Genomic DNA, 21,890 nt, shown 5'->3' on the forward strand with positions numbered 1-21,890 from the left:
TGCGGGTTGGAATACGCCTCAAATATTGGAGTCGTCAAATGTCTTTGGAATCCAACGGGGATTCGGCGTTAATTTACGCCGAGGAAAATTCGCGGGCTACGCGAGTGCGAATTTTCTCGAACTTAATCTCTGGTTGCGTCGCCGATCCGCGTATTAGCACGAGCCCGGTGAGCGCTTTCGTAATAGTACAAGCATCATCACTAACGCAACCAGCACGGCTGCAGGAAGTTCGCCCACCCGCGCATAGATCGTCGGTGCCACCGGTGCCGGCAGCCCCGAATCCAGCACCCCTTCGACGCCGAGGCCGAGCTCTGCGACGATCCGTCCGACCGGATCGATCACTGCGGAAACGCCGGTGTTCGCTGCGCGAACAAGCGGCAGGCCCTGCTCGATGGCACGCATCCGCGCCTGCTGCAGGTGCTGATAGGGGCCGCTGGAAATGCCGAACCAGCCGTCGTTTGTGAGATTCAGCATCCAGCCGGGACGGTTGTTGCCGATCGCAATTTCGTCCGGGAAAATGGCCTCGTAACAAATCAGCGGCAGCAGCGGCGGGGCGTTGGGCAGTTCGAGGTTATGACGCGCCACACCGGATAAAAATCCGCCCTGCACCTTGGTAAGTTGGACGAAGCCGATCTTCTCCATCAGATTCTGGTACGGCAGAAATTCGCCGAATGGGACCAGATGGAGTTTGTCGTAGACCGACAAAATGCTGCCATCATGATCGATCGCGTAGATCGAATTGTACGCGCGGGTAATCCGGCGCCCCGGCGGTAATTCAGGCGGGCGGACCGCCCCGGTCAGCAGCACGGTGCCCTTCGGCAGCAGCTCTGCGATCTGCGCCATCGCATCCGCTTCCCGCGACAGGAAGAACGGAAACGCCGATTCCGGCCAGATCAGCAGCGAGACGTCGCGCACCCCGGTCGATTTCGGCCCTGTCGAGCGGTCCGACAGTGACAGATATTTCTGCATCACGTCGGCTTTGGCGGAATAATTGAAGCGCGCGTCCTGCGGCAGGTTGGGCTGCATGATCCGCAGCCGGACGTTGTCGACGAGCTGGGTCGGCGACAATTTGAGTCGAATGCCACCAAACACCGCCATCGCGGCCAGCACGCCCAGTGCGATCGCCGGCGCCGGCCAGCGCCGCTTGCCGGTGGTGCCGCCATCGATCAGCACCGCGGGCGAGGCAAAGATCGCCACCGCCAGCAGCGTCAGTCCCCAGATGCCGATCACCGAAATGCTTTGCGCCAGCGCGAGCGGCTCGGTCAGGGCGTAGCCGAACGCATTCCAGGGAAAGCCGGTGAGCAGGTGGCCGCGTAGCCACTCGCTGATCGTCAGGCTGACGGCGAGCGACAGGATGCGCAGACTATCGGGGCGCCACAACAGCCGTGCCAGCGCGAAGCCGAGCGCGGTGAACAGCGCCAGATAGGCCGGCAAGCCGCATATCGCGGCCGGCAGCAGCCAGGCGAAGGTGTCGGCATCGACCAGAAACGCGTAGCCGATCCAGTACAGGCCGGGGACGAAATAACCGAAGCCGAACCACCAGCCGGCCATCGCCGCAGCGGGGACGCCGCGCCGCTTGCCGGCCGCAGAGCCGTCGATCAGCCACACCGCGATCGGGAAGGTAATGAACAGAACCGGCCAGGCCTTGAACGGCTCCATCGCCAGTGAGGAGAGTGCGCCGGCCAGCAGCGCGATCACAGCGCGCTTCCAGCCCCACGCCAGGATGATGCCCGAGGCGATCCGGCTCAGCACACCCCGACGCGTCACGGCGAACCGGTCCCGTCGCCGGTCATTGGTGATGAGGTGGAGCCGCTGCCGTCCGTGGTCGGCGGCGCAGCGGAATCGGTCGCGGTCTCGCGCCGCCGACTGTCGCGTGTGCGTGGGGCGGGGCGTTCCTTGCGCGGCCCGATCCGCAGCCGCTTCACCCGCCGCGGGTCGGCATCGAGCACTTCGAATTCGAAGGTGCCGGGGCCGGCGATCACTTCGCCGCGCACCGGCAGCCGGCCGACGTGATTGACGAGGTAGCCGCCGAGGGTTTCCACGTCTTCGCCCGCTTCGCCGGTGACGAACTGATCGCCGATCATGGCGCGGACGTCTTCCAGACTGGCTCGCGCATCGGCGATGAACGAGCCGTCGGCCTGGCGCACGATCGACGGCGGCTCGGTCGAGTCGTGTTCGTCATCGATTTCGCCGACGATCTGTTCGACGATGTCTTCGATCGACACCAGGCCGTCGGTGCCGCCGTATTCGTCGACCACCAGCGCCAGATGAATCCGCGCCGCCTGCATCTGGGCCAGCAGGTCGATCGCCCGCATCGATGGCGGCACGTAGAGCAACTTGCGGATGATGCCGGTTTCGGTCAGCGGCATCTTCAGATCGATGGCGCGGAGGTCGAGCCCGGCCGGCAGTGCTTTCTTGCGCTTGGCAACCGTTGCCGGCGGCACCTTGGCCTTGGCGGTCATGAACGCCACGAGGTCGCGGATGTGAACGATGCCGACCGGATCGTCGAGCGTCTCGTTGTAAACCACGAGCCGCGAATGCGCCGCGTCCTGAAACAGGCTGAGCAGTTCGCCGAGCTGGATGTCCTGCTTGATCGCGACGATGTCGGCGCGGTGCACCATGACGTCGGCGATCCGGCGATCGTGCAGCCCGAGGATGTTGCGCAGCATCGTGCGCTCGAGCGTCGAGAAGCCGGAGTCGTCGGGCGGGCTGGTGTCGAGTACGACCTGCAGATCGTCGCGCACCGAGCCCGGCTTCCAGCCGAACAGCGAACGGATCGCACGGATCAGCCAATTGCCGCCATAGGGATGCAGCACTTCGCCCTGGTGCACCACCGCGGGTAACTGACCGCGCGTGGAATCCTGCAGCGAAGCCTGCGAACCGGTCTGAGCTCTGTCGCCGTCGGGCATGTCAGCTCACCCGATCCTGGCCCGCATACGGATCCGGAATCCCGAGCCGCGCCAGGATTGCGCGCTCGGCGTCTTCCATCTCCTCGGCTTCCTGATCGGTCTCGTGGTCGTAACCGACCAGATGCAGGAAGCCGTGCACGGCGAGGTGACTGAGGTGGTGATCGAACGGTTTGTCTTCGTCGTCGGCCTCGCGACGGACGGTTTGATACGCGATCGCGATGTCGCCGAGCATCCGCGGCGCGCCGTCCGGCTGCACCTCGGGTTGGGCAGCGGGAAACGACAGCACGTTGGTCGGCTTGTCCTTGCCGCGGAACGACGCATTCAGCTGGCGGATGTGATCGTCGTCGGTCAGCATCACGGCCAGCTCGGCGCCGCCGGTGTCGCTGTCGATCGCATCGGCGGCGGCTTCGATCGCGCGCAGCACGGTTGCTTCGGCCGATGCTTCGGCCTGCCAGCAATCGGCTTCGATCACGACTTCGGTGAATAGACGAGCACGATGGGTCATCGAGGCAAAATTACTATCCGGGTCCGCCCCGTTGCAATCGGGGTGGCGCCCAGGGCGTGGCTGCGACATCACGACTTACCATTCGCCGGTGACGGCGCTCCTTCGTAGGCGGCGACGATTCGCGCCACCAACTCGTGGCGGATCACGTCCTCGGCCCTGAACTGGACCTGGGCGATGCCCTCGACGCCGGATAGCAACCGGGCCGCTTCGGCCAGGCCTGAGGTCTGGCCGTTCGGCAGGTCGACCTGGCTCGGGTCGCCGGTGATGATCATCCGGCTGTTCTCGCCGAGACGAGTGAGAAACATTTTCATCTGCATCGACGTGGTGTTCTGCGCCTCGTCGAGGATGATCGCCGCGTTGGTCAGGGTGCGGCCGCGCATGAATGCCAGCGGCGCGATCTCGATCTCGCCGGACTGCAGCGCGCGTTCGACGATCCGGGCATCCATCAGGTCGTACAGCGCGTCGTAGATCGGCCGTAAGTAAGGATCGACCTTCTCGCGCAGATCGCCGGGCAGAAAGCCGAGCCGTTCGCCGGCTTCGACCGCGGGCCGCGACAGGATGATGCGGTCGACTTCCTTGCGCTCGAACAGCTGCGCGGCATGCGCCACCGCCAGCCAGGTCTTGCCGGTGCCGGCCGGGCCGACGCCGAATACCAGCTCGTGCCGCTTCAGCGCGCGGATGTAGGAGTCCTGCGCGGCGGTGCGGGCCCGGACCGGGCGCTTGCGCAAATTGATCGCCTCGAACGCGGTGGCGGACGGCTGCTTGGTGTCGAATTCGAACAGCGACCCCTGGGCGATCACGGCGCGGATCGCGCCTTCGACGTCGCCCTGCACTAGATCGTGGCCCGACACCGCCTGGGCATACAGCGTTTCCAGCACGCGCCGGGCTGCATCGCAGCCCTCGCGCGAGCCGCCGATGGTGATGTGGTTGCCGCGCGAATCCACCACCACGCTGAGCCTGCGCTCGATCTGAGCGAGGTTCTGGCCGTAGGGACCGACCAGAGCGGAGGCGGCACGGTTGTCGTCGAAATCGATGACGACCTGGGTTTCAGGCGGGTTCAAGCTGTCGCGATCGGGTTTGCGGCGGGAAACGAACGAAGACGATTCCGGTGCGCTTTTGACCAAGGGGGCTCAGGCTCCTGTGGCGGCCATCGCATCGGCCGGCCGGGAGGTTGCGGATGCGAGTTCGCCGAGCAGGCTGTAGCGTTCGAGGCTGTCGACGCGGACCGGCAGCACCTGTCCGATGATGCTGTCGGGCGCCATCACATGGGCGGGCTGCAGATAAGCGGTGCGGCCGACGATCTGGCCGGGCTTGCGGCCGGCGCGCTCGAACAGGACCTCCACGGTCCGGCCGATCGCGGCCTTGTTGAAGGCCGATTGCTGCTGGTCGATCAATTGCTGGAGCCGCTCCAACCGCTCGTCCATGACCGCTGCAGGCACCATCTCCGGCATGTCCGCCGCGGGCGTGCCGGGCCGCGGGGAGTATTTGAACGAATACGCCCCAGCGTAGCCGATTTGTACGACAAGCGCGAGAGTCGCGGAAAAATCGCGCTCGGTTTCACCCGGGAAACCGACGATGAAGTCCGATGAGAAAGCGATCGCTGCGGAAGCAGAACGGAACCGGTCGATCACGCGGCGATAATCGTCGGCGGTGTGCTTGCGGTTCATTGCCGCCAGGATCCGGTCCGAGCCGGACTGCACCGGCAGATGCACGAACGGCATCAGCGCCGGCAGATCGCGATGCGCGGCCAAGAGATCGTCGTTGACGTCGTTCGGATGGCTGGTCGAGTAGCGCAGCCGGACGATCCCCGGAATCTCGGCCAGTCGCCGCACCAGGCGCCCGAGCGACCAGGCGCGGCCGTCCGGCCCGTCGCCGTGATAGGCGTTGACGTTCTGGCCGATCAGCGTGATTTCGCGGACGCCGTTTTCGGCGAGCCGTTTGACATCCTCGACGATCGCCGCCACCGGGCGCGACATTTCGGCGCCGCGGGTATAGGGCACCACGCAGAAGGTGCAGAACTTGTCGCAGCCTTCCTGAACCGTCACGAAGGCCGAGATGCCGCGAGCACGGATCGCGTCCGGCGCCGGCTGCGGCAGCACGCCGAACTTGTCCTCGATCGGGAACTCGGTCTCCAGCGCCCGGCCATGCTGTTCGGCTTTGGCCAGCAGGTGCGGCAGGTTGTGATAGCTCTGCGGCCCGACCACGACATCGACCACCGGCGCGCGGCGGATGATTTCTTCGCCTTCGGCCTGCGCCACGCACCCTGCGACCGCGATCTGCATCCGCCGGCCTTGGCCTGCGGCCTCGTCACGCGCGACGCGCAGCCGGCCGAGCTCGGAATAGACCTTCTCGGACGCCTTCTCGCGAATGTGGCAGGTGTTCAGGATCACCAGATCGGCGTCATCCACGTTCGCGGTCTCGACAAAGCCTTCCGGCGCCAGCGCGTCCACCATGCGCTGAGCATCGTAGACATTCATCTGACAGCCGTATGACTTGATGTGCAGCTTGCGCGGCGGAGACATTGCGTGCGGGGGCCCAAACAAAAAACGCGCGTTTTCCAGCGCGTTGCCCGTCACTTATAGGCGAAACCCGGCGAAATCCAGCCGCGACCGTCGATTTGCCGCGCGCGGTCTCTCGGGCGGCTAAATTTCTTCAATGATTGTCGTCAGTTGCCGCATGTCGGCAAAACACCGATCGGCCCCGGCGGCGGTCAGCGCGGCCGCGCTGGCCTCGGTGCAATGGCCACCGCCGTGAAAGCCCAGCACGGTCATGCCGGCCGCTTTCGCCCCCAGCACCCCCGGCACGCTGTCTTCGATCACCACGCAGCGCTCCGGGGCGGCTCGCATCTGCGCCGCCGCAAACAGGAACAGATCCGGCGCCGGTTTGCCGTGCGCCACCTGCTCGGCCGAAAACAGATGCGGGGTGAACCGGCCAATGAGACCCGCATGGGTCAGCGCGATTTGGATCCGATCCAGCGTGCCGCTCGAGGCGACGCAGAATGGCTGCTCCAGCGTGTCGAGCGCGTCGGTGACGAACGGGATCGGCTGCAGCGTTTCGGCGAAGGCGCGGAGCAGTGCGCCGAGCAGGTTTGTTTCGATGTCGTCGGCGAAGCGCCGGCCAGTCTCGGCTTCGATCTCGCGCCGGGCCTCGCGACCCGACCGGCCGAGGAAACGCGCCGCGACCTGGTCCGGCGTGATCGGATAGCCGTAGCGGGTCAGCGTTTCGGCATGAACCCGACAGGAGATCAGCTCACTGTCGACCAGGACGCCGTCACAATCGAAGATAACAAGTTCGGGATTCACATCTGCGGCCGGCTGCGATTGAAACTAATAACGCCGCGAGCCGGTAAGCTCGCGGCGATCGGCAGCTGCGTCGGGCGTGCTACCGGCTCAGGACTTATCGTCTTCGAGCGGCACGCAATACAGTTCGAGCCGATGGTCGACCAGCTTGTAGCCGAGGCGGCGGGCGATCTCGGCCTGCAGCTTCTCGATCTCTTCGTTGGTGAATTCGATCACCTTGCCGTCACGCAGGTTGATCAGGTGGTCATGATGGCTGTCGCGCATCTGCTCGTAGCGGGCGCGGCCTTCACGGAAGTCGTGACGCTCGATGATGCCGGCATCTTCGAACAGCTTGACGGTGCGGTACACCGTCGAGATCGAGATCTTGTCGTCGATCGCAACGCAGCGGGTGTACAGTTCTTCGACGTCGGGATGATCTTCCGACTCCGCCAGAACTCGCGCGATCACGCGGCGCTGCTCCGTCATGCGCATGCCGGTGGCGGCGCAGCGGGCTTCGATTTCGGTTGCCTTGGGTTCGGACATCGGCGTCAACGTGGTTGCGGGTGAATGGTTATTGGGCATTGTTCTGCCACTGTAAGGCGATCAGGACAAGTCGCGACGCATTATCAATGCGTTCAATTGTTCCCCGTTGGGCTGTCGGTAATAGCGCTCGCGTCGGCCAACCACCTGAAAACCGGTACGATTGTAGAGTCGTCGTGCCGGCTGATTGTTTTCCTCCACCTCGAGAAACACCGTGGCGACGCCACGTCCTGCGAGATGGCCGAGGTGAGTCAGCAGCATTTCACGCGACAGACCGCGGCCGCGATACGAGGCTGCGATCGCAATTGATAGAATTTCGGCTTCGTCCGCGCCGATCCGCGATGCAACAAATCCGATGATTCGCCGGCCGACCCGCAGTCGGTGCACCAGCGTATTGCGCTCGCTCAAAAGGTCGGCGAATTCCTGTTCGTCCCAGCCGCGATGAAACGAAGCGGCATGCAGTTCGGCGAGCTTCGGCGCGTCGCGCAGCGTCGCCGTTTCGACCACAGCGTCGGCGTAGCCCCAGAATTCGGCCAGCCAAGTCATCATTGATGGCACATAAGGCAGCGCGTCATGCGGCGGGCTGCGCCGATTGAGCGATGGGATCAATCTTCGGCTTGGCGTCCGGCGGCCGCAAATAGAACGGTTTGGCGGGTGCGGCTTCCGGTGTTGCTGCTGCACCAAGCCAGGCGAGCCAGCCGATATCCGGCGCGGGGCGCTGATCCACTGCAAGTGGCGGCGGGGTCAGGGCCGGCCAGCGATCGGCAAGCAGCTGCGCGGCGTTGCCGACCAGCCGCGGCGCGCCGTAACGCGCGGCTTCCAGCGCTTCGGCGATCGGCGCCACCCGCGGGCGTATAATCATCGTGCCGTTGCCGGCGACGAGCTGGTAGTAGACGTGGTCGTGACGGGCATCGATCACCGACAGGATCGGCGTGTCGTCGGTCTCGCTCACCAGCGGCGCCGCGAACGCTGACAGCGTCGTCAGCCCGACGACCGGCTTGGCGGCTGCGAGTGCGATACCGCGCGCAGCCGAAAGGCCGACCCGGAGGCCGGTGAAACTACCAGGCCCGGTGGTCACCGCGATGCGGTCGATATCGAGAAAACCGATCCCGGATGCGTCCATCACCCGGCCGAGCAGCGGCATCAGGGCTTCGGCGTGGCCACGCTGCATCGCCTGCAATTCGCCCGCGAGCAGCCAATTAGCCTCGGTATCCAGCACCGCGGCTGCGCAGGCGTCGAGCGCCGTATCAATGGCGAGGATCAGCATCCGGCTAACATATCAGCAATGCGACGGTTGCGTCATGTCCCGGGCGGGTCGATCGACAACTATTCGGACGGAGGGCATGGCGCGGTGCGTCATGCCTGTTTGTCGTGCCTGCCTAGCGTTGCGGCAGCTATCGGTCAGGTGACCGGGCGGACTTCCACCACTTCCGGCACGAAGTGCTTCAGCAGGTTCTGGATGCCGTGCTGCAAGGTCGCGGTCGACGACGGGCAGCCGGCGCAGGCGCCGCGCATGTTGAGATAGACGATGCCGTCCTTGAAGCCGCGGAATGTGATGTCGCCGCCGTCATTGGCGACCGCCGGGCGCACCCGCGTTTCGATCAGGTCCTTGATGATCTCGACCGTCTCGGCGTCGCCCTCGGCGTAGAACTCGTCGTCATCGCCATCCTCGCCGTCCGACTTGCCGTCGGCCAGGATCGGCGCGCCCGACATGTAGTGCTCCATGATGGCGCCGAGGATCGCGGGCTTGAGGTGCTGCCACTCGCCCTTGTCCTTGGTGACGGTGACGAAGTCGGTGGCATAGAACACGCCGCTGACGCCATCGATGTCGAACAGCCGCGCCGCGAGCGGCGAGCGGGCCGCCTGGGCCGCATCGGTGAATTCCAGCGTGCCGCTGTCGAGCACGGTCCGGCCGGGAATGAATTTCAACGTGGCCGGATTGGGGGTCGGTTCGGTCTGAATGAACATCGATTGTCTCCGTCGTCGCCGGTTCAAGGCCGGTGCGTAGGCTTCTCCTAGCAAATAGCGCTCGGAAACGCACGGTCAACCCGCGGGCTCTCCCGGAGGTTGCTGAAAGTCGCTGACAACGCTCACGTTTTCGAGGGCCGCACAGGCTCAGGCGAGGGCGTCGATGTCGTCGTCGGTGAGGCTGGAGGCGACCATCATCACCGGCACCGGGAAGGTGCCGAGATGGCGCACCATCGCGGTGACGATCGGACCCGGTCCTTCCGGGCCATCATCGGCCGCCAGCACCAGCATGACGATGTCGACGTCCTGGTCGATCACCTTGCGCACCTGGGCGATGGTGTCGCCTTCGCGGATCACCCGCTCCGGCGTGATCCCGGCGACGCCGTTGGCGCGGCCGGAGGCGCGGTCGAGCGCAAGCTCCGCAGTCTCGATCGCTTCGGCGCGCATCACGTCGGCGACGCCGAGCCATTGCTGGTTCTTGTCGAGGATCTCGATGACGCGCACCATCACCACGCCGCCGCCGACCCGCACCGCCCAGCGGCTGCCGTAATACACCGCGCGATCCCACTCGGCGGTGTCGTCGACGATCACCAGACATTTCGGCTTGTGGCCGGATTCATAGCTCCGTCGCTGGCTGCTCATTGGTGCCCCCGGAGTTCCCAAGCGCGCGCCCGCGCAACGACGCGATGCTGCCATGGCGACAGCGGGCAGGACAAGCGGGCGTCTCGGACACGACGTCATGCGCGGGCTTGACCCGCCTGCGGGGCCGAAGCCCTTCGGCGCGGCGAAGGCCCGCGCATCCATCCAATCTTGCAAGAGTCCTTTGAAGAAGATGGATGGCCGGGTCGAGCCCGGCCATGACGGGAGCGTGCGAAGCCTCAGCCCTTCTTGCGCACCATGCCCATGATGTCCTTCACGGCCACCATGGTTTCGGCAGCGATCGCACGGGCGCGGTCGCTGCCGTCGGCAAGCACTGAGTCGACATAGGCATGGTCGGCCGAGAGTCGCTTCATTTCGCCGGCGATCGGCGACAGCTTGGTCACGGCGAGGTCGACCAGATTCGACTTGAAGGCGGAGAACTGTGCGCCGCCGAACTCGGTCAGCACGTCGGTCTTCGGCTTGCCGGACAGCGCGGCGTAGATGCCGACCAGATTGTCGGCTTCAGGGCGGGTCTCCAGGCCCTTTTCTTCGCTCGGCAGCGGCTCCGGATCGGTCTTGGCCTTCTTGATCTTCTGCGCGATCGCGTCGGCATCGTCGGTCAGGTTGATGCGCGAGTAATCGGAGGGGTCCGACTTCGACATCTTCTTGGTGCCGTCGCGCAGGCTCATCACCCGGGTCGCCGGGCCGGTGATCACCGGCTCAGGCAGCGGGAAGTAAGCGTCGCCGAAGCCCTGCGCCGCAATCGATGCCGAGAAGTCGTTGTTGAACTTCTGGGCGATGTCGCGGGTCAGTTCGACATGCTGCTTCTGGTCCTCACCGACCGGAACGTGGGTGGCGCGATACACCAGAATGTCGGCGGCCATCAGCACCGGATAGTCGTACAGGCCGACCGAGACATTCTCGCGATCCTTGCCGGCCTTCTCCTTGAACTGAGTCATGCGGTTCAGCCAGCCGAGCCGCGCGATGCAGTTCAGCACCCAGGCCAATTCGGAGTGTTCCGCCACCTGGCTCTGGTTGAAGATGATCTGCTTCTTCGGATCGATGCCGGACGCGATGAACGCCGCGGTCACTTCGCGGATGTTCTTGCGCAACTCGTCCGGACCGCCCCAGACCGTCACCGGAACGGTGATCGCATGCAGGTCGACGACGCAGTAAACGCAATTGTGCGTCTCCTGCATCTTCACGAAGTTCACGATCGCGCCGAGGTAATTACCGAGATGCAGATTGCCGGTCGGCTGGATGCCGGAGAATACCCGCTGCGTGATGGCCATGATCGTGATTCCCGCGCTTGGTCTGGAAAAGGCGCCGTGAAGTGGCACAGCTGCGCTAGTCGCGCAAGCCGCGTGGCTGCCGCAGCGCGCGGAGCACCCCATCAGGACGAATGACGCCGGACAGCATTAAAACTGCGGCATAGACGATTAGACCGCCGCCGATCAGCACCGCGAGCGCCGCACCTTGGACCAAAGTGGAGCCTGTCGCCATCAGCGGCAGCACCACGCCGGCGGCGAACCACAGCAGCGCGCCCATCACCAGGGATGCAAGCACGATCAGCACCACCCGGCGCCGCGCCGGCGCATCGATGGTGACCCCGAAGCGCTGCACGCCGCGCCCCAGCAGCAGGGCTGCGTTGCTCCAGGCGCCGAGGCTGATCGCGGCCGCGACCCCGGCGGCGCCGAACAGCCGGCCGAGCAGCACGGCGGCAACCAGCGCGACCGCGACCGAGATCAGGGTCGCCACGAGCGGCGTGCGGGTGTCTTCGCGGGCGAAGAACGCGGCCGACCAGTTCTTGGCCAGCACCTGAGCGGGCAGGCCGACCGCCAGCACCGCCAGCGCCTGGGCGGTGGCGGCCGAGTCCGCGGCGCTGAACGCGCCGTGTTCGAACAACAGCCGCACGATCGGTTCGGCCAGCACGATCAGTCCGAAGGTCGCAGGCAGCGCCACCCCGACCGCCAGTTCCAGACCGCGCGAGGCGGCTTCCGACAATGCGGTCCGATCGCCGCCGCGAACCGCCCGCGCCAGTTCCGGCACCAGCACCGCGCCCATCGCAACGCCGACGATGCCGAGCGGCAGCTCGATCAGCCGGTTAGCGAAGTACAGCCATGACACTGCCGCCGGCTGCGCCGAGGCGATGATGGCGCCGGCGACGATCAGGAGCTGCGGTCCGGAATTGGCGATCATCCCGGGGATCGCCTTGGCGAAGAATGTCCGCATCGCCGCGTCGAAACCGGCGCGCAGCGGTGTCGCCAGCCGTTCGCCGCGGCCGTTGACCGCCAGGATCGAAAGCTGCAGCAACCCGGCAACCCCGACGGTGCCGGACAGGATCAGCGCCGCAAGGCTCGGGTCGTTGTGGCCGAGCAGCAGCACTGCCGTGACGACGATCAGCGATATGTTGAATAACAGCGGCGAGAACGCGGTAAGGCCGACTTTGCCTTGCGCGTTGAATAGTCCCATCATCACCGCGACCGGGCCGGCGAAGGCCAGATATGGCAGCATCAGCCGGGCGTCGCGGGTTGCCATCAGTAGTGCGGGCTGGCCGATGAAACCGGGGGCCAGCACCGCGATCAGTAGCGGCATGAACACGCCGAGCAGGATCGCCAGCAGCACCGTCGCCAGCGCAATGCTGCCGAGCAGCCGCCCGGCGAACGCGGCCGCTGCCACGGGACCGTTGTGTTCGCGCACTTTCAGCCACGCCGGCACCAGCGCGGCGTTGAGCGCGCCTTCGGTGAGTAGCCGCCGCGTCACGTTGACGAGCTGAAACGCCAGCAGGAACGCATCCGCCGCCACGCCGGCGCCGAGCAGCGCCGCGACCAGTGCGTCGCGAACGAATCCCAACAAACGTGACGACAGAGTCCCTGCGGAGACGGTGAGCAGCGGGCGAAGCATCCCGGCCTTATAGCCGGATTGCCGGCGCAACGGCCCGGCGCAGCTCGGTTTAGTGGCCGATTGGTAAAGGGGGTGGCCCTGTTGGCCGGTAGGCTTCCTCACTCCCGCCGTCATGGCCGGGCTCGACCCGGCCATCCAACCTTCTCAAAAGAGCATCTTGCGAAGACGAGGAATGCGCGGGCCTTCGCCGCGCCGAAGGGCTTCGGCCCCGCAGGCGGGTCGAGCCCGCGCATGACGACCTTGGGAACCACCCTCGCTTGCGGCTGCCGACCCGAACATGATAGGTCGGCCCGCCTTTCGCGCGGCCGGCGACGCACCGGCCCGACCCGCACAATCCGCGGGGTTTTCCTTATTTCTCCCCGTTATGGATCGAATTCGATGAGCTCAGCCCAATACGATGTCCTCGCCATCGGCAACGCGATCTTCGACGTGCTGGTCCGCACCGAAGAGGACTTCCTGGTCAAGCACGGCATGGCCAAGGGCGGCATGGCGCTGATCGATGAAGCCCGCGCCGCGGCGATCTATGCCGACATGGGCCAGGCCACCGAGATGTCCGGCGGCTCGGCCGCCAACACCATCGTCGGGCTGGCTTCGTTCGGCGCCCGCACGGTCTATCTGGGCAAGGTCAAGGACGACCAGATCGGCAAGCTCTACACCCACGACATCCGCGCCGCAGGCGTCACCTTCGACACCAAGCCGGCGACCGACGGCCCGGCGACCGGCTGCTCCTACATCCTGGTGACGCCGGACGGCCAGCGCACCATGAACACGTATCTCGGCGCGGCGCAGGACCTGTCGCCTGCCGATATCGACGAGGCCAAGATCGCCGCCTCGGCCATCACCTATCTCGAAGGCTATCTGTGGGATCCGCCGCAGGCCAAGGAAGCGTTCCTGAAGGCCTCGAAGATCGCCCACGGTGCCGGCCGCAAGGTGGCGCTGACGCTGTCGGATGCGTTCTGCGTCGACCGCTATCGCGGCGAATTCCTCGAGCTGATGCGCTCCAAGACCGTCGACCTGATCTTCGCCAACGAGGCCGAGCTGCACTCGCTGTACCAGACCTCGGATTTCGATGCCGCGCTGACTCTGCTGGCTCAGGACGTCGCGCTCGGCGTCGTCACCCGCAGCGAAAAGGGCTGCGCGGTGGTCGACAAGGACGGCGTGACCTTGGTGCCCGCGACCGCAATCGATCAGCTGGTCGACACCACCGGCGCCGGCGACCTGTTCGCGGCCGGCTTCCTGTTCGGCCTGGTCCGCAATCTCGGCTACGAAAACGCCGGCCGCCTCGGCGCGTTGGCCGCTGCCGAAGTGATCCAGCACATCGGCGCCCGCCCGCAGGTGTCGCTGAAGGAATTGGCGCAGCAGCACGGGCTGGCGGTGTAGGTCGAGGCGACACAGCGGGCCTTTGAACCCCCACCTCTCTTTTGTCATTCCGGGGCGCGAGCGCAGCTCGCGAGCCCGGAATCCATAACCCCTGTTTGTTGTTAGTTCTGCAAAGTGCCGCCACCACGGCGCCTCACCGAGAGTCCAGGGAGTATGGATTCCGGGTTCGCGCTCCGCGCGCCCCGGAATGACGAACGAGACATCATCGAGCTAACTACGCCGTCTTTGCCGCCTTCAGGCCGAGCTTGGCCTCGACCTTCTCGCGCATGATGAATTTCTGGATCTTGCCGGTCACCGTCATCGGGAATTCGTCGACGAATTCGATGTAGCGCGGGATCTTGTTGTGGGCGATCTGGCCCTGGCAGAACGCGCGGACGTCGTCGGCGCTCAGCGTTTCGCCGGGACGCGGGCGGACCCAGGCGCAGAGTTCTTCGCCGTAGCGGTCGTCGGCGACGCCGAAGATCTGGACGTCCTGAATCTTCGGGTGGCGATACAGGAATTCCTCGATCTCGCGCGGATACAGGTTTTCGCCGCCGCGGATCACCATGTCCTTGATGCGGCCGACGATGTTGCAGAAGCCTTCGTCGTCGATGGTGGCGAGGTCGCCGGTGTGCATCCAGCCGGCGGCATCGAGCACGTCGGCGGTCTTCTCCGGCTCGTCCCAATAGCCCAGCATCACGCTGTAGCCGCGGGTGCAGAGTTCGCCGCGCTGGCCGCGCGGCACGACCTTGCCGTTGAGATCGACAACCTTCACTTCGACATGCGGATGAATGCGGCCGACGGTCGAGACCCGGCGGTCTTCCGGATCGTCGACAGCGCTCTGGAAGCTGACCGGGCTGGTCTCGGTCATGCCGTAGGCGATCGTGACTTCGCGCATGTTCATCGCATCGTTGACGCGGCGCATCACTTCGACCGGGCACGGCGCCCCCGCCATGATGCCGGTGCGCAGTGACGACAGATCGAAGCTGGCGAAGTCCGGGTGATCGAGCTCGGCGATGAACATCGTCGGCACGCCATACAGCGCCGTGCATTTCTCGCGCGATGCGGTCTGCAGCGTCACCAGCGGATCGAAGCCTTCGCCGGGATACACCATGGCGGCGCCGCAGGTGACGGAGGCGAGGTTGCCCATCACCATGCCGAAGCAGTGATACAGCGGCACCGGAATGCAGATGCGATCCGCCGCGGTCAGTTTCATCGCGCGGCCGACGAAGTACCCGTTGTTGAGGATGTTGTGATGCGTCAGCGTCACGCCCTTGGGCGAGCCGGTGGTGCCGCTGGTGAACTGGATGTTGACCGCATCGTCGAACTGCAGCTCGCTTGCGAACGCCGCGATCTGGTCGCGGTGGCGCGCGCCGCCCATGGCCGCAACCTCATCGAACGCAATCGTGCCCGGCGCCTTCGGTCCGCCGATCTGGATCACGGTGCGCAGCTTCGGCAGCTTGGCTGATTGCAATGCGCCGGGCGGCGAGGTCGCCAGCTCCGGGATCAGCGTGTTCAGCATCTCCATGTAGTGCGAGGTCTTGAACGCGGTGGCGGTCACCAGCGCGGCGCAGCCGACCTTGGCGAGCGCGAATTCCAGCTCGCTCAGCCGGTAGGCCGGATTGATGGTGACCAGGATCAGTCCCGCTTTGGCGGCGGCGAACTGCGTCAGCGTCCATTCCGGCCGGTTCATCGACCAGATGCCGATGCGGGCGCCGCGCTCCAGGCCGAGCGCAACAAAGCCGGCGGCCAGCGCATCCACGCGTGCAGCGAAGTCGCGCCAGGTCCAACGGGTGTCATGGCTGGGTGAAACCAGCGCTTCGCGATCGGGCCACAGCGCCACCGCGCGGTCGAGTGCCTGGCCGATGGTGATTCCGAGCAGCGGCGCGTCGGAGACGCCGCAGACATAGCTGGGGGTCGAGCTGGTCACGTCCTTGGTCCTCGCCTTAGCGCCCGGACGGTTTGGAGTGCCGGGTCGTCATCGTGTGGGCTTGTCGCCTCTTTCACGAAGCATAGCGCCGCCGGCAGGGCATTGCGACCCCGCCGGCGGCGCTAGAGATTTAGGCTGCCTGCTGTCCCGCGCCGAGGCCGGCATAGACTCCGCGTTCGAACGCGGCGAATGCCTCCAGGCACTTGGCGTCGGCGAACGGCAAGACCTGCATCAGGATCACGCCGCAGACGTCGCGGGTCGGATCGATCCAGTAATAGGTATTGGCGAGCCCGGCCCAAGCGAGGCTGCCCGGGCTGCGGCCCTCCGGCGTTTTCTCGGTGTTGATCAGGAAGCTGAGGCCCCACTTCTTGGTCATGCCGGGATAGAGGTCGACGTCGTTGGTGGCGAAGGCGATCGCCGAGTTCAGCTTGGTGACGTTGAGATCGCCGATGTGGTTCTGGCCCATCATCGCCACGGTCTCAGGCTTCAGCACCTGGTTGCCGTTGCCGCGGCCCTTGTTGAGGATCATCTGGGTGAACTTCAGATAGTCCGCCGCGGTGCCGTACAGGCCGCCGCCACCCATGTGGAATTCCGGCTCCTGCGCGACCTCGAACGGAATCGGCGACAGCGAGCCATCCTCGCCGCGCGCATGCACCGCGACCAGCCGCTTCCGCTGGTCGTCGGTGATCTTGAAGCCGATGTCGGTCATGCCGAGCGGCGCAAACAAATGATCGCGCAAATATGCGTCGAGCTTCATGCCGCTGGCGGCCTCGACCGCCTTGCCGGCGAAGTCGATGTTGATGCCGTACTCCCAGCGCGTGCCCGGATCTGACGCCAGCGGCGTCTTCAGTGCGGCTTCCTGACAGCCGATGATGCCGGGGATGCCGTGCCGCTCCATGTACTTCACCATGTCGGCGTTCCACATGTCGTAGCAGAATCCGGCGGTGTGGGTGAGCAATTGCCGCAGCGTGATCGGCGATTTGGCCGGCCGGGTCTTCGGCGTACCGTCGGCATCGAATCCGTCGAGCACCAGCGGCTGGGCGAGATCGGGCAGCAGCTTGCCGATCGGCTCGTCGAGCGACAGCTTGCCCTGCTCGACGAGCTGCATCGCGGCAGCGGCGGTGATCGCCTTGGTCATCGATGCGATCCAGAACACGCTGTCGGTGGTCATCTGCTCCGGCTTCGACAAATCGCGCTTGCCGTACGCGCCCTGGTACAACACCTCCTGCGAATTGCCTGCGATGGCCACGACGCCGGGGATGTCGCCGCGCTCGCTCATCTGGCGCAAGCTCTGGTCGATCGGGTTGCTGCTTTGCATGTTGTCCTCCCTTGTTTGCTTGGCAGTTTTCTAAAGCGGCCGGATTGTTCACCGAGCGGTTCCGCTGGGCAAGCGTTAACGAGGTCGGGCGACAAAGTCTCGCATCTGCGAGCGGCGACGAATTCGTGCCGGGAACGAACGGGTAGGCGTGGCGTTCACAAAGTCGCCGCAGTGTTGAACCTAGCGGCCGCAGCCGCCGTCCAACCCAAAGTTGCGACGCCCCCGCCCGGAGCACCGAGATGATCCCGACCTGGAGTGACTGGAAGCGCTATCCGCAGCCCGGCCGTGGCGGCAATATCGAGGCGCCGGTCAGTCCCGGGATCTACGAAGTGCGTTACGCGCAGACCGGCGCGCTGTACGGCTTCGAGGCGGTCGACAATCTCGCGGTCGCACTGGCGCAGCTGCCGGTCAAATCGGCACGTGCTGGATCGTGGTTCGGCCGCCGCACCGCACAGCCGTTCCCGGAGCTTGAGTATCGCGTCTGCGCCACCACTTCGCGCGCTCATGCCCGCACCGCCGCCGAACGCATGATCAATCTGCGCAGCACCTGGATCGCCGGCGCCGCCTGAACGTGGTGCACCGCGGCCTCGATTCGCGGCCGCGAAAGCGTGCGGTGATGCGCAGGACGATGCCGGGCCGGCGCTGTGCGCCGCGCGATCTCTGCCTATATTGACCGGCGACAGGGGCCATCGCGGTCCCGCTGCGATCCACCAGCAACGCCGGAGCATTCCATGTCACCCACCGCCGCCGCCCGCACCGCCGATCAAGCCACCTCGCTGCGCGATCGACTGAAGGACCCGTCGCTGCTGCGCGAGCAGTGCTACATCGGCGGCGCTTGGTCGGGCACGTCGACGATTGCGGTGACCAATCCGGCCAATGGCCAGACGATCGCCAAGGTGCCGCATCTCGGCGCCGCCGAGGCCACCCAGGCGGTCGAAGCAGCCGCGCAGGCCTTTCCGGCCTGGGCCAAGCTCACCGCCAAGCATCGCTCCAACATCTTGCGCAAATGGTTCGAGCTGATCCTCGCCAACCGCGAGGATCTGGCGCTGATCCTCACCACCGAACAGGGCAAGCCGCTTGCCGAGGCGCTCGGCGAAGTTGATATCGGCGCCGCCTATGTCGAGTTCTTCGCCGAAGAGGCGCGTCGGGTGTATGGCGAAACCATCCCGACCCAGCGTGCCGATGCCCGGCTGATCGCCATCAAGCAGCCGATCGGCGTCTGCGGCGCGATTACGCCATGGAATTTCCCGAGCTCAATGATCACCCGCAAGGTCTCGCCGGCGCTGGCGGCGGGATGCACCGTGGTGCTGAAGCCGGCCGAGGAAACGCCGCTCAGCGCCTTCGCGCTGGCGGCGCTGGCCGAAAAGGCCGGCGTGCCGAAGGGCGTGTTCAACGTCCTCACCGGCGACGCGCCGGCGATCGGCAAGGTGCTGTGCGAACATCCGGCCGTGCGCTTCGTCGGCTTCACCGGCTCTACCGAAGTCGGCAAGATCCTCTACAAGCAGGCGTCGGTCGGGGTGAAGAAACTCGGTCTCGAACTCGGCGGTAACGCCCCGTTCATCGTGTTCGACGATGCCGACGTCGACGCCGCGGTCGAAGGCGCGATGGTGTCGAAATATCGCAACATGGGTCAGACCTGCGTCTGCGCCAACCGGCTCTATGTGCAGGACGGCGTTTACGACGCGTTCGTCGAGAAGCTCGCCGCCAAGGTCAAGGCGATGAAGGTCGGCGACGGCACCGAGCAGGGCGTCACGCAAGGTCCGCTGATCAATGAGGCCGCGGTCGAGAAGACCGAGCGGCACATTGCGGATGCGCTGTCGAACGGCGCCAAGGTGATCACCGGCGGCAAGCGCCATGCGCTCGGCGGCACCTTCTTCGAGCCGACCGTGCTGGCCGATGTTCGGCCCGACGCGCTGGTGGCGCATGAAGAAACCTTCGGTCCGCTGGCGCCGGTGTTCCGCTTCAAGGACGAAGCCGAAGTGATCCGGCTCGCCAACGCCTCGCCGTTCGGCCTCGCCAGCTATTTCTACGCCCGCGATTTGGGCCGCGTCTGGCGCGTTGCAGAAGCGCTGGAGAGCGGCATGGTCGGCGTCAACACCGGCCTGATCACCACCGAAGTCGCCCCGTTCGGCGGCGTCAAGGAATCCGGCCTCGGCCGCGAAGGCTCGCATCACGGCATCGAAGAGTATGTCGAGATCAAATACGTGATGATGGCGGGGATCTGAGAGCAGCCTCGTCGATGAACGGCGCGCCGGATGACGCGCCGTTCGTCGTTGGGGCTATTGCTGGCCGAGCGGGGTCGGCGGTTGCACGCGTGTCACCGGCGGCGGAGCCCAGCGGCCGGTCAGGGCTTCCTGTTTGGGTGCGTACATCCGCATCGTCAGGGTAAACGGTCCTTTCGGCGCCGGCAGCCAGTTCGATTCGCGCTCGGTGCCGGGGTTGGCGTTCTGGATCACGAGGTCGAGCGAGCCGTCGGCGTTGGGCTTCAGCGGCATCCAGCTGCTCAGCGCCTGGCGCTGCAGCGCGTTCGGCACCGGGAAGCCGTCGGAATCGTACAGCGTCAGCGACCAGAACGCGTCGACCGGCGGCGTGGCGCCTTTCTGGAAACGCAGCACGTAGTTGCTGGTGCCGTCGAGCGGCTTGCTGGTTTCGTCGGCGATGTTGACCGGGTAGATCGCGTCCTCAGGCACGTTGGCGCCGAGCCCGAACTGGGCGACGATCGCGCGTTTCAGGTAGTAATTGCCGTACACCCCCATGGTGTCGATGTTCATGCTCCAGCCATTGGTCACGCGGGCCATGGTCGGCATCTTCCAGCTCATCAGCTTCAGCGCCTCGGCCGGTGCTGCGCCCAATGCCTTGCGCACATTGGGGGCGGCTTTGTCGAGATCGAAGCTCTTGCCCGGCTCCAGCCCGATCCGGCGCAGCCGCGCGATGATCGGCTGGTCGGTGATATGCGGCGGGTTCTGTTTCAGGAGCTCGGCCGCGTAGGCGAAAAACTGGCCGGCCGGCATGCTGTCGACCTGCTGCTTCGGCGGCGTCTTCATGTCGATCGCCGGATCGGGCAGGAAGGCCGGGGCCGGTCCCGGCGGCTTGCCCCATTGCGATAGCGGCGTCGCGGTGTAGCCGGCCTGGATCTGGTGCACCGCGGCGTAGTCCGCCGGCCCGTCGGTCTTGGTGCGGCCGATGATCCAGATGATCGGCGTCGGCGCTTCGATCCGCTGCAATCCAGCCGGCACTGCGCCGCTCCAGCCGGGCGCGGTGACCAGGAATTTCTGCGCCTGCGTGCCGGTGGTGCGCCAGCCGGGCGAGGCGAACACGTCGGTCCACATATCGAGCATCGGTAGCAGGTAGTAGCGGCCGTTCGTGTCGGGCGCCGTCACCACTATCGGCTCTCGCGCCAGATCGAGCCAGGCGATCGAATACAGCGTATCGAAATTCGGCCGCACGATCGTCTTGAAATCCGCCGGCGGATAGGCCGGCACGCTGACGAAGCTGTTCATCGGCCCTTTGCCGAACTCCTTGCCCGCCTCGACATTGGTCGATTGCTTGCGGGTAAGGTCCATCGTCACCAGCGGATAGAAGTACAAATAAGCATCGATCCCGAGGCTCAGCGCCTCCTCGTCGGAGACCGGCGCCGGCTCGCTTCGCGCGGGCGCCGTCATCAGCAGCAGCGCGGCCGTTGCGGCCGCCGACATTGCCTTCAACCAGCCAATCATGTTGCCGTCCTCCCTCGACGCATCGCAGATGGCGTTCCGGGCAGGATGCTGAGTTGAGTGCCGGCTGAGCTATGACGCAGGTCAAACGGCCAGAAGCTCGATCGTCGAGACTGGAAGCTGACTGGTAACTCTACGAAGTCACTGCCGCAGCATGATCAGTGGGTCGGCGGTATCAGGCACCTTGCGCCACTGCGCATTGTCGTCGGCCTCGAACCGCCAGCTATCGCCGTTCGGCGCCACCAGCAGCATTGCACCATGCTCGAGCCGCCACATCGTCGGGCCGAAGCCGGCGATCTGCGCATCGCAGCGCGGCTTCAGGAATGCCTGGAAATTATCGTTGCCGGCTTCGGTATTGGTGAGTGTCAGGCCGCAGACCTGGCGGCCGTTGCCGCGCACCATCGTCCAGTCACCGATCATCTGCTCCATCGATTTGGCGAGCGAGCGGGCTGCGACCAGGTTCTGCAGGATGTAGATCCCTTCGCCGTCGCGATGGCCTTCGAAGATGCCGCTCTCGACCTCGGTGAAATCGATCACCGAGTCGCCGTCGGCGGTCTCCAGCCGGACGATGTCGAGGCCTTTGACGTCCCAGGCGACGATCGCCTTGGTGAACGGCAGCGTCTTGGCGCAGTCCGGCTCGAGAGTCAGTTTCAGCCCCTTGGCGGCGGGTTCGGACGTCAGCGTGACGACGCAGGTCTTGCTGCGTTCGGTGGTCGCCAGCTCCCACTGGCCGACCATCTCCTTCTTCATCGAGGCTGCGTCCTGCGCCGCGGCGACAGACGCGAGCAGCGCCGAGAGGATCACCGTGCCGAACGCGCGCCACATCG

Annotated in this window: 20 protein-coding genes; 3 read left to right on the forward strand and 17 right to left on the reverse strand. The window is 65.6% G+C overall.

What is annotated here, in order from left to right; all coding sequences use genetic code 11:
• Positions 1–153: 153 nt before the first annotated feature.
• The 13 genes from lnt to murJ form a co-directional block, all read right to left on the reverse strand.
• Positions 154–1,767: an apolipoprotein N-acyltransferase gene (gene lnt, locus LRC39_RS02275; RefSeq protein WP_346296198.1), complete on the reverse strand. Its 1,614-nt coding sequence runs from the start codon at positions 1,765–1,767 to the stop codon at positions 154–156.
• Positions 1,764–2,909, reverse strand: a complete 1,146-nt coding sequence (locus LRC39_RS02280; RefSeq protein WP_346296199.1) for a hemolysin family protein — start codon at positions 2,907–2,909, stop codon at positions 1,764–1,766. The genes lnt and LRC39_RS02280 overlap by 4 nt, the downstream gene beginning before the upstream one ends.
• A 1-nt stretch (position 2,910) precedes the next feature.
• Positions 2,911–3,414 (reverse strand): rRNA maturation RNase YbeY, encoded by a 504-nt coding sequence (gene ybeY, locus LRC39_RS02285; RefSeq protein ID WP_346296200.1) that lies wholly within the window; start codon positions 3,412–3,414, stop codon positions 2,911–2,913.
• A gap of 68 nt (positions 3,415–3,482) precedes the next feature.
• Positions 3,483–4,538: a PhoH family protein gene (locus LRC39_RS02290; protein WP_012494162.1), complete on the reverse strand. Its 1,056-nt coding sequence runs from the start codon at positions 4,536–4,538 to the stop codon at positions 3,483–3,485.
• Positions 4,539–4,544: 6 nt separating this feature from the next.
• The gene (gene miaB, locus LRC39_RS02295; protein WP_346296201.1) at positions 4,545–5,936 is read right to left on the reverse strand and encodes a tRNA (N6-isopentenyl adenosine(37)-C2)-methylthiotransferase MiaB; all 1,392 of its coding nucleotides are present in this window, start codon (positions 5,934–5,936) and stop codon (positions 4,545–4,547) included.
• Positions 5,937–6,056: 120 nt separating this feature from the next.
• On the reverse strand, positions 6,057–6,716 hold the full coding sequence (locus LRC39_RS02300; RefSeq protein ID WP_346296202.1) for an HAD family hydrolase: 660 nt from the start codon (positions 6,714–6,716) through the stop codon (positions 6,057–6,059).
• Positions 6,717–6,803: 87 nt separating this feature from the next.
• Positions 6,804–7,235, reverse strand: coding sequence for a Fur family transcriptional regulator (locus tag LRC39_RS02305; RefSeq protein ID WP_107342669.1), 432 nt, complete (start codon positions 7,233–7,235; stop codon positions 6,804–6,806).
• Between the two features lie 60 nt (positions 7,236–7,295).
• The gene (gene rimI, locus LRC39_RS02310; protein WP_107353994.1) at positions 7,296–7,781 is read right to left on the reverse strand and encodes a ribosomal protein S18-alanine N-acetyltransferase; all 486 of its coding nucleotides are present in this window, start codon (positions 7,779–7,781) and stop codon (positions 7,296–7,298) included.
• Positions 7,782–7,803: 22 nt separating this feature from the next.
• Positions 7,804–8,499 carry a tRNA (adenosine(37)-N6)-threonylcarbamoyltransferase complex dimerization subunit type 1 TsaB gene (tsaB, locus tag LRC39_RS02315; protein ID WP_346296203.1) on the reverse strand — a complete coding sequence of 232 codons (696 nt, stop codon included), beginning with the start codon at positions 8,497–8,499 and terminating at the stop codon, positions 7,804–7,806.
• Positions 8,500–8,633: 134 nt separating this feature from the next.
• On the reverse strand, positions 8,634–9,200 hold the full coding sequence (locus LRC39_RS02320; RefSeq protein WP_164637212.1) for a NifU family protein: 567 nt from the start codon (positions 9,198–9,200) through the stop codon (positions 8,634–8,636).
• Between the two features lie 147 nt (positions 9,201–9,347).
• Complete coding sequence (locus LRC39_RS02325; protein WP_264075281.1) at positions 9,348–9,842, reverse strand: universal stress protein; 495 nt, start codon at positions 9,840–9,842, stop codon at positions 9,348–9,350.
• Positions 9,843–10,078: 236 nt separating this feature from the next.
• Positions 10,079–11,131: a tryptophan--tRNA ligase gene (trpS, locus tag LRC39_RS02330; RefSeq protein WP_107353998.1), complete on the reverse strand. Its 1,053-nt coding sequence runs from the start codon at positions 11,129–11,131 to the stop codon at positions 10,079–10,081.
• A gap of 55 nt (positions 11,132–11,186) precedes the next feature.
• The gene (murJ, locus tag LRC39_RS02335; RefSeq protein WP_346296204.1) at positions 11,187–12,743 is read right to left on the reverse strand and encodes a murein biosynthesis integral membrane protein MurJ; all 1,557 of its coding nucleotides are present in this window, start codon (positions 12,741–12,743) and stop codon (positions 11,187–11,189) included.
• A 378-nt stretch (positions 12,744–13,121) separates the two neighbouring features.
• Between murJ and LRC39_RS02340 the strand changes: the two genes are divergently transcribed.
• The gene (locus LRC39_RS02340; protein ID WP_346296205.1) at positions 13,122–14,123 is read left to right on the forward strand and encodes an adenosine kinase; all 1,002 of its coding nucleotides are present in this window, start codon (positions 13,122–13,124) and stop codon (positions 14,121–14,123) included.
• 214 nt (positions 14,124–14,337) lie between these two features.
• Here LRC39_RS02340 and LRC39_RS02345 read toward each other — a convergent pair whose 3' ends face one another.
• Together LRC39_RS02345 and LRC39_RS02350 are read right to left on the reverse strand one after the other, a co-directional pair.
• Positions 14,338–16,032, reverse strand: a complete 1,695-nt coding sequence (locus tag LRC39_RS02345; RefSeq protein WP_346296206.1) for an AMP-binding protein — start codon at positions 16,030–16,032, stop codon at positions 14,338–14,340.
• 130 nt (positions 16,033–16,162) lie between these two features.
• Positions 16,163–17,350, reverse strand: a complete 1,188-nt coding sequence (locus tag LRC39_RS02350) for a serine hydrolase domain-containing protein (RefSeq protein WP_263990333.1) — start codon at positions 17,348–17,350, stop codon at positions 16,163–16,165.
• A 239-nt stretch (positions 17,351–17,589) separates the two neighbouring features.
• On the opposite strand from LRC39_RS02350, the gene LRC39_RS02355 reads away from it, so the two are divergent.
• Positions 17,590–17,919 carry a hypothetical protein gene (locus tag LRC39_RS02355; protein ID WP_164572411.1) on the forward strand — a complete coding sequence of 110 codons (330 nt, stop codon included), beginning with the start codon at positions 17,590–17,592 and terminating at the stop codon, positions 17,917–17,919.
• Between the two features lie 162 nt (positions 17,920–18,081).
• Entirely contained in the window at positions 18,082–19,575 is a 1,494-nt protein-coding gene (locus LRC39_RS02360) for an NAD-dependent succinate-semialdehyde dehydrogenase (RefSeq protein ID WP_346296207.1), read from the forward strand.
• Positions 19,576–19,629: 54 nt separating this feature from the next.
• Here the strand turns inward: LRC39_RS02360 and LRC39_RS02365 are convergent, their stop codons facing one another.
• Positions 19,630–21,066: a DUF1254 domain-containing protein gene (locus LRC39_RS02365; protein ID WP_346296208.1), complete on the reverse strand. Its 1,437-nt coding sequence runs from the start codon at positions 21,064–21,066 to the stop codon at positions 19,630–19,632.
• Positions 21,067–21,204: 138 nt separating this feature from the next.
• Positions 21,205–21,888, reverse strand: coding sequence for a protease inhibitor Inh/omp19 family protein (locus tag LRC39_RS02370; RefSeq protein ID WP_107354004.1), 684 nt, complete (start codon positions 21,886–21,888; stop codon positions 21,205–21,207).
• Positions 21,889–21,890: the final 2 nt, after the last annotated feature.

This window comes from Rhodopseudomonas sp. P1 (assembly GCF_039642825.1).
In the GTDB taxonomy this organism is placed as follows: Bacteria; Pseudomonadota; Alphaproteobacteria; order Rhizobiales; family Xanthobacteraceae; genus Rhodopseudomonas; species Rhodopseudomonas palustris_H.

Coding starts and splice junctions, on each gene's coding strand:
- LRC39_RS02280 (WP_346296199.1), bottom strand. CDS start 2,909: ATGCCCGACGGCGACAGAGCTCAGACCGGTTCGCAGGCTTCGCTGCAG.
- ybeY (WP_346296200.1), bottom strand. CDS start 3,414: ATGACCCATCGTGCTCGTCTATTCACCGAAGTCGTGATCGAAGCCGAT.
- miaB (WP_346296201.1), bottom strand. CDS start 5,936: ATGTCTCCGCCGCGCAAGCTGCACATCAAGTCATACGGCTGTCAGATG.
- LRC39_RS02305 (WP_107342669.1), bottom strand. CDS start 7,235: ATGTCCGAACCCAAGGCAACCGAAATCGAAGCCCGCTGCGCCGCCACC.
- rimI (WP_107353994.1), bottom strand. CDS start 7,781: ATGATGACTTGGCTGGCCGAATTCTGGGGCTACGCCGACGCTGTGGTC.
- tsaB (WP_346296203.1), bottom strand. CDS start 8,499: ATGCTGATCCTCGCCATTGATACGGCGCTCGACGCCTGCGCAGCCGCG.
- LRC39_RS02320 (WP_164637212.1), bottom strand. CDS start 9,200: ATGTTCATTCAGACCGAACCGACCCCCAATCCGGCCACGTTGAAATTC.
- LRC39_RS02325 (WP_264075281.1), bottom strand. CDS start 9,842: ATGAGCAGCCAGCGACGGAGCTATGAATCCGGCCACAAGCCGAAATGT.
- trpS (WP_107353998.1), bottom strand. CDS start 11,131: ATGGCCATCACGCAGCGGGTATTCTCCGGCATCCAGCCGACCGGCAAT.
- murJ (WP_346296204.1), bottom strand. CDS start 12,743: ATGCTTCGCCCGCTGCTCACCGTCTCCGCAGGGACTCTGTCGTCACGT.
- LRC39_RS02340 (WP_346296205.1), top strand. CDS start 13,122: ATGAGCTCAGCCCAATACGATGTCCTCGCCATCGGCAACGCGATCTTC.
- LRC39_RS02350 (WP_263990333.1), bottom strand. CDS start 17,350: ATGCAAAGCAGCAACCCGATCGACCAGAGCTTGCGCCAGATGAGCGAG.
- LRC39_RS02355 (WP_164572411.1), top strand. CDS start 17,590: ATGATCCCGACCTGGAGTGACTGGAAGCGCTATCCGCAGCCCGGCCGT.
- LRC39_RS02360 (WP_346296207.1), top strand. CDS start 18,082: ATGTCACCCACCGCCGCCGCCCGCACCGCCGATCAAGCCACCTCGCTG.
- LRC39_RS02365 (WP_346296208.1), bottom strand. CDS start 21,066: ATGATTGGCTGGTTGAAGGCAATGTCGGCGGCCGCAACGGCCGCGCTG.
- LRC39_RS02370 (WP_107354004.1), bottom strand. CDS start 21,888: ATGTGGCGCGCGTTCGGCACGGTGATCCTCTCGGCGCTGCTCGCGTCT.